Origin of the sequence: Nocardia sp. NPDC058176, assembly GCF_042883805.1 — a bacterium.
GTDB lineage: Bacteria > Actinomycetota > Actinomycetes > Mycobacteriales > Mycobacteriaceae > Nocardia.
This window is the reverse complement of the sequence record NZ_JBHVVA010000001.1, coordinates 2,487,783-2,500,252: the sequence shown is the minus strand read 5'-3', so window position 1 is coordinate 2,500,252 and position 12,470 is coordinate 2,487,783. Positions and strand designations below refer to the sequence as shown.

Below are 12,470 nucleotides of genomic sequence, written 5' to 3'. Positions count from 1 at the left end.
ACCGCGCAGGAAAACGATCAGTAGTCCCTACATTCACCGTTTGCAGCGACGCCATTTCCTGCTGTTCGACATTCTGCCGATCATCGGCACGGTCGTCGCCTTCGCCTTTCTGTTCGTTCGCCCTTTCGGCCTGCTCGAATTCGTTCTGCTGTTTGCCATGTGGCTGGTCACCGGACTCGGTGTGACGGTCGGCTATCACCGCCTGTTCACGCACCGCACTTTCAAGGCGACACCGTGGGTCGCGTGGATCCTGGCGGTCGTCGGCTCGATGGCGGGCCAGGGCCCGGTGATCTCCTGGGTCGCGCTGCACCGGCGCCACCACGAATACAGCGACCGCGAAGGCGACCCGCACTCACCCAACCTGGCCGGCGGTGGCCTGCGGGGCACACTGCGCGGCCTGGCCCACTCGCATTTCCTGTGGATGCGCCGCCACGAATACCCCAACGTGGTGCACTACGCCCCCGACCTGATCAAGGACCATGCCCTGGTCCGCATCGCCCGGCTGTACTACTGGTGGGTGGCGCTGGGGCTGCTGATTCCGACGGTGATCGGCGGCCTGGTCACCATGAGCTGGACCGGTGCGGTGAGTGGTCTGCTGTGGGGCGGACTGGTCCGGATCTTCGTGCTCGAGCACATCGTGTGGGCGATCAATTCCTTCCTGCACATGTTCGGCACCCGCAATTACGATTCCCGCGAGAACAGTCACAACGGCGGCGTGTTCGCGCTGGCGACGCTCGGGGAGTCCTGGCACAACAATCATCACGCGTTTCCCGAGTCGCCGTCCTTCGGTTTGGACTGGTATCGGCTCGACCCCGGTTTCTGGCTCATCAAAGCACTGGCTGTTTGTGGTCTCGCCTGGGACCTCAAGACGCCCTCCGCCGAACGCATGGCGGCCAAACGACTTTCCGCCCGCGCCGGTTCCGCCGGTCCTGCCTGAGGAATTCTCATCGTGGACACGAGTAAAGAAGCCATTGTCACCTGGTGCCAGGAATACCTCGCGAGCCTGCTCGAGGTCCCGGCCGCCACCATCGATCCGACCGCCGATTTCGACCGGCTCGGTATCGACTCCGCCGTCGCCGTCGCACTGCTGATCGAGGTCGAGGACCGCTACGGCGTCGACCTGGCGCCCGAGGACCTGTTCGAGAACCCGAATCTCGACGCCGTCGCCACCTACCTGCACGCGCAGAGCCGCCCGAGCGTGGGTTGACGATGGCCGTCGACACCGCGCGGACCACGGCGGCCGCGGCCGCGATCCGGCACCACTACGACGCGGGCAACGATTTCTACCGGCTCTGGCTCGACCCCTCCCTCACCTACTCCTGCGCGCTGCGCGAAAACCCCGACGACACACTGGAACTCGCCCAGGACCGCAAACTGCGCCACCATCTCGACGCGATCGGCGCCGAGCGGGCCGAGGCGGTCCTCGACATCGGCTGCGGCTGGGGCGCGATCCTGCAGCGACTGTCCCAGCTGGGCGTCGCCGAGTCCGTCGGACTCACCCTGAGCCCCGAGCAGGCGGATTACGTGCGTTCGCGCGACTATCGCGGTGTCGAGGTGCGCACCGAGAACTGGCTGCACTACGAGCCGAACCGGCGTTTCGACGGCATCATCTCGATCGGCGCCTTCGAGCACTTCGCCCGCCCCGACGACTCGCCCGCCGAGAAGATCCGCGTGTACCGGGAGTTCTTCACCCGCTGCCGCGACTGGTTGACCGCCGACGGCGTGCTGTCGTTGCAGACCATCGTCTACGCCAACATGGACCGCGACCAGGCCAGTACCTTCATGCAGCAGCAGATCTTCCCCGACGCCGACCTGCCGACGCTGGCCGAGATCACCGCCGCCGCCGAAGGCGTGTTCGAAGTCCGCTCGATCAGCAATGGCCGCCTCGACTACGCCTGGACCTGCGAACAGTGGGCCCGCAGGCTGCGCGCGCACCGTGCCGAGGCCACCGAACTCGTCGGCGCCGAGGTGCTCGCCCGCTACGAGCGCTACCTCAAACTCTCGGCGCTCGGCTTCCGGATGGGCAAGATCGGGCTGCTGCGACTCGTGCTGGCGCCCTACGACTCCGGGTTCTTCGCCTCCGCCGGGGGACGGTCCGCATGACGGTGCATTCGGCCGGCAAGGCCCGGCCGCGGGTGCGGTTCAACCCGTTCGGCGCCGAATTCCGCCACGACCCGTATCCGGTCTACCGGCAGTTGCGCGAGGCCGAACCGGTGCACCGGACGCTCGGCATGTGGGTGCTCACCCGGCACGCCGATGTGCGCGGGGTCCTGCACGACCGGTCCTTCGGTGCCGGTCTGATTCCGAGTCTGGTGCGCAGGCAGGCCGAGCGGCTCGGCCACGACGACGTGGACCGGATCGAACGCCTCGGCCGAAAGTCGCTGGTGTTCACCGACAATCCCGATCACGCCCGCCTGCGCGGCCTGGTGAACCGGGTGTTCACCGCCAAGTCGGTCGCCGCGCTGCGCCCGCTGGTCACCCGGATCGCCGGCGACCTGATGGCGCCCGCCCGGGCGGCGGGCGGACTCGATGTCATCGCCGATCTGGCCGCGCCGCTGCCGGTGGCGGTGCTGTGCGAGTGGATGGATCTACCAGGGGAGTTGCGGGCGCGGGTCGGTCCGTGGACCCACGACATCCGGTTCCTGCTCGAACCCGGTCTGATGAAGGCAGGGGACTTCGAGCGGGTCCGCGAGGTGGTCGAGGAGTTCGCCGCGGCCCTCGATGTCGTGCTGGCCCAACGGCAGGCGAACCCCGGTGCCGACCTGATCAGCCAGTTGCTCGCCGCGCGCACCGCGGGCGGCGATCTGCTCAGCGACGAGGAACTGGTCTTCGTCTGCATCATGTGCTTCGTCGCGGGCAACGAGACCACCAAATCGCTGATCGGCAACGGCACCCTGGCGCTGCTACGCCACCCCGACCAGGCCGCCCTGCTGCGCGAGCAGCCCGACACGGTCGACGCGGCCGTCGTCGAGGCCCTGCGCTACGACTCCCCACTGCAACTGACCAAGCGGCTGGCCACCCGCGATGTCGAGATCGACGATGCCAGGATCTTCGCGGGCGACCAGGTCATGGTGTGTCTCGGCGGTGCCAACCGCGATCCGGCCGTCTTCGCCCGCCCCGACGAGTTCGACCTCACCCGCACCGGCGGTGGACATCTCGCCTTCGGCCACGGCATGCACGGCTGCCTCGGCGGCCTGCTGGCCGAGCTACAGGCCAAGGTCGCCTTCGAACACCTCTTCCAGGATTCGGCGATCCCGGTGTCGCGCGACGGCGAACTCGCCTGGCAGGACCACAGTTTCATCGTCCGCGGCCTGAAAAGCCTTCCGGTCGAACTGCGGCCGGTGCGATGACCGGGATCGGGCTGACCAGGTCCTGGTTGCGCGGCGAGACGGACGCAGCGCCGATACGGCTGCTGTGTATTCCGCACGCGGGCGCCGGGGCGTCGTCGTTCAACCGCTGGCTCGACCTGTTCGGGCCGAAGATCGGCGTGGTCAGGGTCCAGCTTCCCGGGCGCGAGGACGTCGCCGACCGGGAACCACTGCGACGGGTCGGCGTGGCCGTCGACGAATTGGTCACGCAGTGCACCACTTTCGGTGCCGGGCCCGTCGCCCTCTACGGCCACAGCATGGGCGCGCTGATCGCCTACGAGCTGGCCCGCGCGCTGACCGCCGCGCACCGGCCACCGGCGCACCTGTTCGTCTCCGGTCGCCGCGCACCGCACCTGGCGGCCAGCCGCGCGGTCCTGCACCGCCTGCCCGACCCGGACTTCGCCGAGGCCCTGTCGGCGATGGGCGCCTGGGGCGCGGCCGGGCGCAGCGCCAGTTTCCTGCGCTACGCGCTCCCGCTGACCAGGGCCGACCTCGAGCTCTCCGAGGAATACACCCACTACCAGGTGCCCCGGCTCGCCTGCCCGATCACCGCGTTCCACGGCACCGAGGACCCGATCGCCGACCCCGACGAGGTGGCCGCCTGGGCCGCACTCACCGACGGCGCCTTCGCGATCCACGAATACCCCGGCGACCACCTGTTCCACCACCGGCATCGCGAGGCCATCGCGGCGATCATGACCGCCGCCCTGAACTGAGGACCGACGTGCAGCTGCTCACCGACATACTCCGGCGTCGCGCCGCCGACGAGCCCGATCGGATCGCCTACCGCTTCCTCGACGACACCGGCGCCGAAAACATCACCCTGACCTACCGCGAACTCCACGACCGGGCCCTCGCCGTGGCAGGCACGCTGCACGACCGCTGCGCGCCCGGTGATCGTGCGCTGCTGGTGTTCGGGCAGAGCGCCGAGTTCGTCATCGCCTACTTCGGGTGCCTCTACGCGCGGATCATCGCCGTGCCGGTGAACCCGCCGCGCCGCGACCGGGTGCAGGAGGCGACCCGCGCCGTCGTCGGGGACTGCACGCCCACGGCGGTGCTCACCGTGGGGCCGCTGCTACCGCTGCTGCGACCGGTGCTGGAACCACTGTGCACCGCTGAGCACTGGCTCGCCGTCGACGAATTACACACGGCGGAAACCGGTTTCACGTCGAAGTCACCCGACCCGGACTCGGTCGCGTTCCTGCAGTACACCTCCGGCTCCACCTCCGCGCCCAAGGGTGTCATGGTGACCCACCGGAACCTGGTGGCCAATGAAGAGATGATCCGGCGCAGCTTCGGCCACGACCGCGAGTCGACGGTGGTCGGCTGGGCGCCGTTCTTCCACGATCAGGGCCTGATCGGCAATGTGCTGCAACCGGTCTACGTGGGCGCGACCAGTGTCCTGATGTCGCCGCTGGCCTTCATCCGGCGCCCGCTGCTGTGGCTCGAGGCCATCTCGCGGTACCGCGTGCACACCAGCGGCGGCCCGAACTTCGCCTTCGACGCCTGCGTCGCGCGCGCCACGGCCGGTGGCCTGCCCGACCTCGACCTGAGCAGCTGGCAGGTGGCCTTCAACGGCGCCGAACCGATCCGCGCCGACACCCTGGCCCGCTTCACGAAAACCTTCGCGCCACTGGGCTTCCGCGCCGAGGCGGTCTATCCCTGCTATGGCCTCGCCGAGGCGACCCTGCTGGTTTCGGCCAGTGTGAAAGGTCGCGGTCCGCGCCTGCTCGACGCCGATGTCGACGCGCTCGCCGAACGCCGCTACGTCGCGGCGGCGGTGGATCGTGGGCGCACGCTGGTCGGTGTGGGGGAGCTGCTGCCGGGCGAGGATCTGCGCATCGTCGACCCGGATTCCCGCGAGCTGTCCGCGCCGGACCGCATCGGCGAGATCTGGGTGGCGGGTGACCATGTCGCCCAAGGCTATTGGGAACGGCCCGAGGCCACCGCCGCCACCTTCCACGCCCGCCGCGCCGACGACCCCGAGCGCGTCTACCTGCGCACCGGCGACCTCGGCCTGCTCGTCGACGGCGAACTGTATGTCGTCGGCCGGATCAAGGACATGATCATCATCCGCGGCCGCAACTACTACCCGCACGACATCGAACACACCGTGCAGCGCGCGCACCCGGCGCTGCGGCCCGGCAGCGGCGCGGCGTTCTCGGTGCCCGGCCGAGACGGCGAGAAACTGGTCGTCGTCCAGGAGGTCCGGCGCGACCACACCGGAACCGACAGCGCCGACATCACGGGCGCGATCCGCGCGGCGGTGCTGCGCGAACACGAGCTCGCGATCGGGGACGTGGTGCTGACCGCGCCGGACGAGGTGCACCGGACCAGCAGCGGAAAGATCATGCGGGCGGCAGCCAGGAACCGCTATCTCGACGCCGGATTCGCGCCCTGGGTGCCACGCTCGACCGACCAACCGACCGAACCCGCACCGAAGGAGCCGACAGACATGCAGACCTGGCAAGCGACCAACCCCGATTACGCCGCGGCCGTGCAGGGCGCCGTGCTCAGCATGCCCGCCGCCAAACACCTCGGCTTCACGTTCGGTTGGATCGCCCCCGGTGAAGCCGAGATCGTGCAGCCCTACCGCACCGAACTCACCCAGCACAACGGCTTCTTCCAGGGCGGTGTCCTCGGTTCGCTGGCCGACTTCGCCGGCGGCTCCGCAGCGGGCACCCTGCTGCCGCCTGGCTGGGTCAACATGACCATCGACTACACCGTCAAGATCCTGGCCCCGGCCAAAGGACCGACGGTCGTGGCCCGGGGCCGGGTGGTCAAGCCCGGTGCGCTGATCACGATCGCCGCGGTCGACGTCTTCTCGGTCGACGGTGACGACGAAACCCTCAGCGCGACCGCACTGGTCACCATGCGCAATGTGGCACTCGGCAAACAGGAGTAGTCGATGAGCACCGCGGCCTACGTCTTCGACCCGTTCGCCCCCGGCTTCGCCGAGGACCCCTACCCGCACTACGCCCGGCTGCGCGCCGCGGGCCCCGCCCTGGAACACCCGCTCGGGTTCTGGCTCGTCTCCCGGCACGCCGACGTGGCCGCCCTGCAACGCTCGGCGCACTCGGTCGACGAACAGCACCTGCGGCACCTGCCCGCGTGGAAGAGCGGCAGCGCCGAGGTACGCAAGGAGAGCCGGGTGATGGGCGGGCTGTCCATTCTCGACCAGGACCCGCCCGATCACACCCGCCTGCGGCGCCTGGTGTCGAAGGCCTTCACACCCCGGTCGATCGAGGCCTTGCAGCCACGGGTCGAGGAGCTGGTGGCGGAGGCGCTGGCGCGCATCGCCGCGGCGGGCACGGCCGATGTCGTCGCCGAACTCGCCTTCCCGCTGCCGTTCACGATCATCTCGGAGCTGCTCGGCATCCCGGTGGGGGACCACACCCGGTTGCGCGAACTCACCGAGATCGTCGTGCTGGTGTTCGAGCCGTTCGCCAGTCCCGAGACCCAGGCCCGGATCCGGGCGGCCAATCAGGAACTGTTCGCGATGGTGCGCGAACTGATCCGGTGGAAGCGCGACAACCCCGGCGACGACCTGCTCACGGCGCTGATCGAGGCCGAACACGACGGCGATGTGCTCAGCGAGGACGAACTGATCTCGCAGGTGATGTTCCTCTACATCGCCGGGCACGAGACCACGGTGACCCACCTAGCCAGCGGAATCCTCTCGCTGCTGCGCCATCCCGAGCAGGCCCACCGGTTGCGGACCGAGCCGGAACTGGCCGCCAACGCGGTCGACGAACTGATGCGCTTCGACACCCCGGTCCACCTCATGCGCCGGATCACCGTGGCGCCGTTGACCATCGGCGAGGCCGAGATCCCCGCCGGGAGCTGGGTGATCGGCGCACTGGCCGCCGCCAATCGTGATCCGGAATTCTGGGGCGCCGATGCCGACGAATTGCGGCTCGATCGCCCCACCGCCCATCGCAATGTCGCGCTGGGCGCGGGGCATCCACCACTGCCTCGGGGCGGCGCTGGTCCGGATGGAGGCCCGAATCGTGTTCCCGCGCTTCGTGGCTCGCTTCCCGGAGGCCACCGTCGACGCACTGACCTGGAACGGCCGGATCAACCTGCGCGGCCTGTCGACACTGACGGTGACGGTGTAGCCGTGCCGACTGTCGTCATCGACGGGATACCGATCGCCTACACCGACACCGGAGCACCGGCGGCCCGACCGGACGCGCCGACCATCGTGTTCGGACACGGACTGTTGTTCGGCGGCTGGATGTTCCGGTCCCAGATCGGTGCGCTGCGCGCCGACTACCGGTGCGTCACCCTCGACTGGCGCGGGCAGGGCGACACGCCGCCCACCGCGGGCGGATACGACATGGACACCCTCACCGGCGACGCGGTCGGCGTGATCCGGACACTCGGGATCGGCCCGGTGCACTGGGTCGGGCTGTCCATGGGCGGATTCATCGGCCAGCGCCTCGCCGCCCGCCACGGCCGGCTCCTGCGCTCACTCACCCTGCTCGACACCAGCGCCGCCGCCGAGGAACCCGACAAGATCGGCGAGTACAAGCGGCTCGCCCTGGCCTGGCGACTGCTCGGCGGCGGCCCGATCCTGCACAAGATCACCCCGCACATGTTCGGCCCGCGCTTCCGCGCCGACCCGGCCAACGCGGACCTCCTCGCGGAGTGGGCCACCCGCCTGCGCGGCCGGAACCGGCGGGCGGTGCGCCAGGCGGTACTCGGTGTGGCCGATCGCCTGCCGGTGGATCACGAGATCCCCGCCATCACCATGCCGACCCTGGTGGTAGTCGGCGCCGACGACATCGCCACGCCCCCGGCCCGCTCCGAACGCATCGCGGATCTCATCCCGTCGGCCCGGCTGCACACCCTCGCCGACTGCGGGCATTCCAGCAGCCTCGAACAACCCGCCGCGGTCACCGCGCTGCTGCGGGAATTCCTGGCCGAGGTCGACCACACCAGGATCTGACCCGGCGCCGAATCCGGTCGAATTCGTATCGGACAATCCGATCCAGCCATTGCCATTTCCGATCGAATCACCGCTGTCACACTCCCGACCTGCGGAAATATCCGGATACCCGCGGTGCTCGCGCGCAATTCGGAAATGGCGCCTCCGGCGTCGAATACCGTCGATCGGACTGTGTTCAGGTGCGGGAGATCGGGGATTGTGATGACTGATGGTGCGAGCTCGGCAACGGGCCGGGAACTGCCGTTGCGCGGGGCGGTGAACGCGCGCGATCTGGGTGGGTTGCGGACCGGGGACGGGCGGCAGGTGCGCCGCCTGCGGGTGCTGCGCTCGGATCTGCTGACCGAGCTGGACGCCGACGACGTGGCGTTCCTGCTGGGCGACTGCGGACTTCGCACGATCATCGATCTGCGCGCCCCCGGCGAGATCACCACCGACGGATCCGGTCTGCTGGCCGACCGCGTCACCGTCCACAACACCCACGTCCACGGCGCCGACGGGGTCCGGCTCGACCTCGCCGCGGTCTCGCCCGAGGGAAACATCGTCGACCGGTACGTGCAGTACCTCGACCACAGCTCCGCGAACATCGCCGCCGCACTGGACCTGCTGGCCACCGCCGAGCATCTCCCCGCGCTCGTCCACTGCGCCGCGGGCAAGGACCGCACCGGCGTGGTGATCGCCCTGCTCCTCGCCCTCGTCGGTGTCCGGCCGGACGACATCGTCGCCGACTACGCCGCCACCACCCCGAACATCGCCGCCCTGCGCGCCCGCAGCGCCCGCTCCCGCACCGTCCGTGCGGGCAGCGTGGCCGTCGACCAGCTGCCCGCCTGGGTCTTCGCCGCCGACGCCTCGACCATGCGCCGGTTCCTGGCCCACCTCGACACCGAACACGGCGGCGCTCTCGGCTGGGCGACCCGCGCCGGACTCGACCGGGCCACCCTGGACCGCCTCGCCGACAGTCTGCTCACGCCCCCGCGCTGATCCGCTCGACCGGGCCGACCTGGGGTGTCGCACCGAGTAAAACACCTGCTCAGCGGGTACAGTACGGCCATTCCAGCTCGGCTCGGTCGGACATCTCGGCGCGGCGAAGGGGAACGAATGGCGGCTGAATCCGCCTCGGCGGCAATCCATTCGGAGCGGGCTTCCTGGCTGCCGATGGTCGGCCTGTTCTTCGCCCAGGTCCTCATGTCGTTCAATGTCGCCGCACTGCCGGTCTCCCTCGGCGGCATGGTCGAGGATTTCGGTTCCGCGCCGACCGTGGTCAGTTCGACGATCGTCGTCTACGGCCTGTCGGTCGCCGCGCTGGTCATGGTCGGCGCCAAACTCGGGCAGCGGATCGGCTGGCTGCGGATCTTCCGTTTCGTCGTCGCCACCTTCGCCGTCTCGGCGCTGATGATGATCTTCGCGCCCTCGGTGAGCTGGGCGATCGCCGGACAGGCGGTGGCCGGCGCGTCCGCCGCGATCATCGTCCCGGCGCTGGTTGCCCTGATCGCGGAGAACTATCACGGCGATCAACAGGCGACCGCCATCGGCTCGCTCGGGTCCGCGCGCGCCATCTCCGGCGTGAGCGCGTTCTTCCTCGGTGGCGCGCTCGGCTCGCTGGTCGGCTGGCGACCGGTGTTCGGCATCGTGCTCGTCCTCGCGGTGATCGTGTTCGCGTTCAGCTTCACCCTGCGCTCCGATCACGGCGCCGCGGGCATCGACATCGACCTCGTCGCTGCGGTTCTCATCGGTGCCGCGGTCGTGCTGCTCACCCTGGGGTTCAACAATCTCAACGGCTGGGGCGTGTTCTTCGCCGACCCCGCGGCACCGTTCGATCTGCTCGGCCTCTCACCCGCGCCCGTGCTGATCGTGCTCGGGATAGTCCTAGGGCAGGCCTTCTTCGTCTGGACGCGACAGCGGATGCGGGCGGGCAAGGCGCCGCTGGTCGACCTGTCGGTCCTCGGCAGCTCCCGCGAGCGCGCCGCCGTGTACGCGATGTTCATCGTCGTCGCGCTCGAGGCGGCCCTGAACTTCACCGTCCCGCTCTACATCCAGATCGTGCAGGGCCGGTCACCGTTCGACACCGCCCTGGCGATGATGCCGTTCAACCTCACCGTCTTCGTCACCGCGACCCTCGTCGTCCGGTTCTACAAGCACTACAGCTCCCGCACCATCGGCATCTTCTCGTTCACCCTGACCACCGGCGCGCTCGTCTGGCTCGCCTACGTGGTGAACAACAACTGGGAGACGCTGCCCACGATCGCCGGGTTGATCGTGTTCGGCATCGGCCAGGGCGCACTGGTCACCCTGGTGTTCAACGTGCTCGTCACCGCCGCGCCCACCCGTCTGGCCGGCGACGTGGGATCGATCCGGGGGACCACCCAGAACCTCGCCTCCGCGGTCGGCACCGCCGTGGTCGGGGCCCTGCTGGTGACGATCCTGAGCTTCACCGTCGGCCAGTCCGTCATGAGCAGCCTCGACCTGCCCGAATCGCTGGTCGTCCAGGTGGATCTCGACAAGGTCGACTTCGTCGGCAACGACCGGCTGCACGAAGTCCTCGAACGCACCGACGCCACCCCGGAACAGGTCGACGCCGCGGTCCGGATCAACGAGGACGCCCGCCTGCGCACCCTGAAACTGGGCCTGCTCATCCTGGCCGGAATCAGCGCGACCGCGATCCTGCCCGCCGGCCGGCTGCCGAACTACCGGCCCGGCGAGATCCCGGATCCGTCGCCCGAACCATGACGCCGAGCCAACCGGAGGGAATCCGATGTCACTGATGCTTCGCGGGGTGGCGTGGCTCGGCCTGTATCTGGCGGTGGCGGTGGTGCCGCTGATCTTCGCGGTCATCGGGATCGCGGAGCCGGGGCGCGGATTCCTGACCGAGTTCTCCGTGGCACTGGGATTCATCGGTATGTCGATGCTCGGCATGCAGTTCGCGCTGGTCGCCCGGTTCCAGGCGGTCGCCGCGCCGTTCGGCGAGGACGCGCTGGTGCAGTTCCATCGCCAGGTGTCCTATGTCGCACTGGCTTTCGTGCTGGCGCACCCGGTGCTGCTGCAGCTCGCGGGGACCGACATCATCGGACTGCTGAATCTCGTGGAGGCGCCGCCGCGGGCGCGGTTCGCGGTGGCCTCGACGGTGCTGCTGCTGATCGTGGTCGCCACCTCGATCTGGCGGCAGCGCCTGCGGATCCGCTACGAGGTGTGGCACGTGCTGCACGGGGGACTGTCGGTGCTGGTCGTCGCCTTCGCGCTCGCCCACATGCTGCTCGTCGGCTACTACCTCGACCAGCCGTGGAAGAAGTGGCTGTGGGTGGTGATGACCGTCTGCCTGGTGGCGCTGCTGCTGTGGGTGCGGGTGGTGCGGCCGATCGCACGGCTGCGCAGGCCGTGGGCGATCGAGGAGGTCGTCGCCGAACGCGGGAACGCGCACACCCTGCGGATGCGGCCCGACGGCCATGCCGGATTCCGGTTCGAGCCGGGGCAATTCGGGTGGCTGGTCGTCGATCGCTCGGCGTTCTCGATCACCGCGCATCCGTTCTCGTTCTCCTCCAGTGCCGAGGACGGCGAACGGGTCGAGATGACGATCAAGTCACTCGGCGACTTCACCGGCACGGTCGGCGGGATCGCGCCGGGCACCCGTGCCTACGTCGACGGGCCGCACGGGGTGTTCAGCCCTGATCGCAATGAAGGCGCGGTGTTCGTCCTCATCGCGGGTGGCGTCGGCATCACGCCCATGACCAGCATTCTGCGCACCATGGCCGATCGCGGTGACCGCCGCCCGGTGCTGCTGCTGTACGCGGTGCGCTCCTTCGACGACGCGACGCTCTACGACGAGATCCGCACGCTCGCACCGCGACTGGACCTCACCTTCGTCCTCGTGCCCGAGAATCCGCCCGCGGAGTGGGAGGGCGAGCACGGCTTCATCGATCGAGCGATGCTGGCCCGTCACCTCCCGGCCGGTCACCTGCGCGGCCAGTACTTCATCTGCGGTCCCGGGCCGATGGTCACCGCGGTCGAGGACGCGCTCGCCGCCCTCGACATCCCGGCCGAGCGCATCCACACCGAGCGCTTCAACTTCGTCTGAACGGAGCATCGTGCGCCACATCTACACCACCCGCGCGGTCGTCGCGATCGCGATCATCCTGCTCGTCGCCGCGACCTGGTTCGCC

Annotated in this window: 10 protein-coding genes; all 10 read left to right on the top strand. The window is 69.3% G+C overall.

Features of this window, described 5'->3' with window-relative positions; all coding sequences use genetic code 11:
• The first annotated feature begins 40 nt into the window (after nt 1–40).
• The 10 genes from ACFVVM_RS11645 (at nt 41) to ACFVVM_RS11600 (ending at nt 12,385) form a co-directional block, all read left to right on the top strand.
• Nucleotides 41–937: an acyl-CoA desaturase gene (locus ACFVVM_RS11645; protein ID WP_387616331.1), complete on the top strand. Its 897-nt coding sequence runs from the start codon at nt 41–43 to the stop codon at nt 935–937.
• Between the two features lie 12 nt (nt 938–949).
• The gene (locus ACFVVM_RS11640) at nt 950–1,207 is read left to right on the top strand and encodes an acyl carrier protein (protein WP_387616329.1); all 258 of its coding nucleotides are present in this window, start codon (nt 950–952) and stop codon (nt 1,205–1,207) included.
• Between the two features lie 2 nt (nt 1,208–1,209).
• Complete coding sequence (locus ACFVVM_RS11635) at nt 1,210–2,103, top strand: class I SAM-dependent methyltransferase (protein WP_387616327.1); 894 nt, start codon at nt 1,210–1,212, stop codon at nt 2,101–2,103.
• The gene (locus tag ACFVVM_RS11630) at nt 2,100–3,350 is read left to right on the top strand and encodes a cytochrome P450 (protein ID WP_387616325.1); all 1,251 of its coding nucleotides are present in this window, start codon (nt 2,100–2,102) and stop codon (nt 3,348–3,350) included. The genes ACFVVM_RS11635 and ACFVVM_RS11630 overlap by 4 nt, the downstream gene beginning before the upstream one ends.
• Nucleotides 3,347–4,084, top strand: coding sequence for a thioesterase II family protein (locus tag ACFVVM_RS11625; RefSeq protein WP_387616323.1), 738 nt, complete (start codon nt 3,347–3,349; stop codon nt 4,082–4,084). The genes ACFVVM_RS11630 and ACFVVM_RS11625 overlap by 4 nt, the downstream gene beginning before the upstream one ends.
• Before the next feature lie 8 nt (nt 4,085–4,092).
• Nucleotides 4,093–6,273 carry an AMP-binding protein gene (locus tag ACFVVM_RS11620; protein WP_387616321.1) on the top strand — a complete coding sequence of 727 codons (2,181 nt, stop codon included), beginning with the start codon at nt 4,093–4,095 and terminating at the stop codon, nt 6,271–6,273.
• A 3-nt stretch (nt 6,274–6,276) separates the two neighbouring features.
• Nucleotides 6,277–8,319 (top strand): alpha/beta fold hydrolase, encoded by a 2,043-nt coding sequence (locus ACFVVM_RS11615; RefSeq protein ID WP_387616319.1) that lies wholly within the window; start codon nt 6,277–6,279, stop codon nt 8,317–8,319.
• A gap of 201 nt (nt 8,320–8,520) precedes the next feature.
• Entirely contained in the window at nt 8,521–9,297 is a 777-nt protein-coding gene (locus tag ACFVVM_RS11610) for a tyrosine-protein phosphatase (RefSeq protein ID WP_387616317.1), read from the top strand.
• Between the two features lie 117 nt (nt 9,298–9,414).
• Nucleotides 9,415–11,043, top strand: a complete 1,629-nt coding sequence (locus ACFVVM_RS11605) for an MFS transporter (protein ID WP_387616315.1) — start codon at nt 9,415–9,417, stop codon at nt 11,041–11,043.
• Nucleotides 11,044–11,068: 25 nt separating this feature from the next.
• Nucleotides 11,069–12,385, top strand: a complete 1,317-nt coding sequence (locus tag ACFVVM_RS11600; RefSeq protein ID WP_387616313.1) for a ferric reductase-like transmembrane domain-containing protein — start codon at nt 11,069–11,071, stop codon at nt 12,383–12,385.
• The last annotated feature ends 85 nt before the right edge of the window (nt 12,386–12,470 follow it).

Excerpts from the sequence above, each read along its gene's own strand:
- ACFVVM_RS11625 (WP_387616323.1), top strand. The coding sequence starts at position 3,347 with ATGACCGGGATCGGGCTGACCAGGTCCTGGTTGCGCGGCGAGACGGAC.
- ACFVVM_RS11635 (WP_387616327.1), top strand. The coding sequence starts at position 1,210 with ATGGCCGTCGACACCGCGCGGACCACGGCGGCCGCGGCCGCGATCCGG.
- ACFVVM_RS11600 (WP_387616313.1), top strand. The coding sequence starts at position 11,069 with ATGTCACTGATGCTTCGCGGGGTGGCGTGGCTCGGCCTGTATCTGGCG.
- ACFVVM_RS11605 (WP_387616315.1), top strand. The coding sequence starts at position 9,415 with ATGGCGGCTGAATCCGCCTCGGCGGCAATCCATTCGGAGCGGGCTTCC.
- ACFVVM_RS11630 (WP_387616325.1), top strand. The coding sequence starts at position 2,100 with ATGACGGTGCATTCGGCCGGCAAGGCCCGGCCGCGGGTGCGGTTCAAC.
- ACFVVM_RS11610 (WP_387616317.1), top strand. The coding sequence starts at position 8,521 with ATGACTGATGGTGCGAGCTCGGCAACGGGCCGGGAACTGCCGTTGCGC.
- ACFVVM_RS11615 (WP_387616319.1), top strand. The coding sequence starts at position 6,277 with ATGAGCACCGCGGCCTACGTCTTCGACCCGTTCGCCCCCGGCTTCGCC.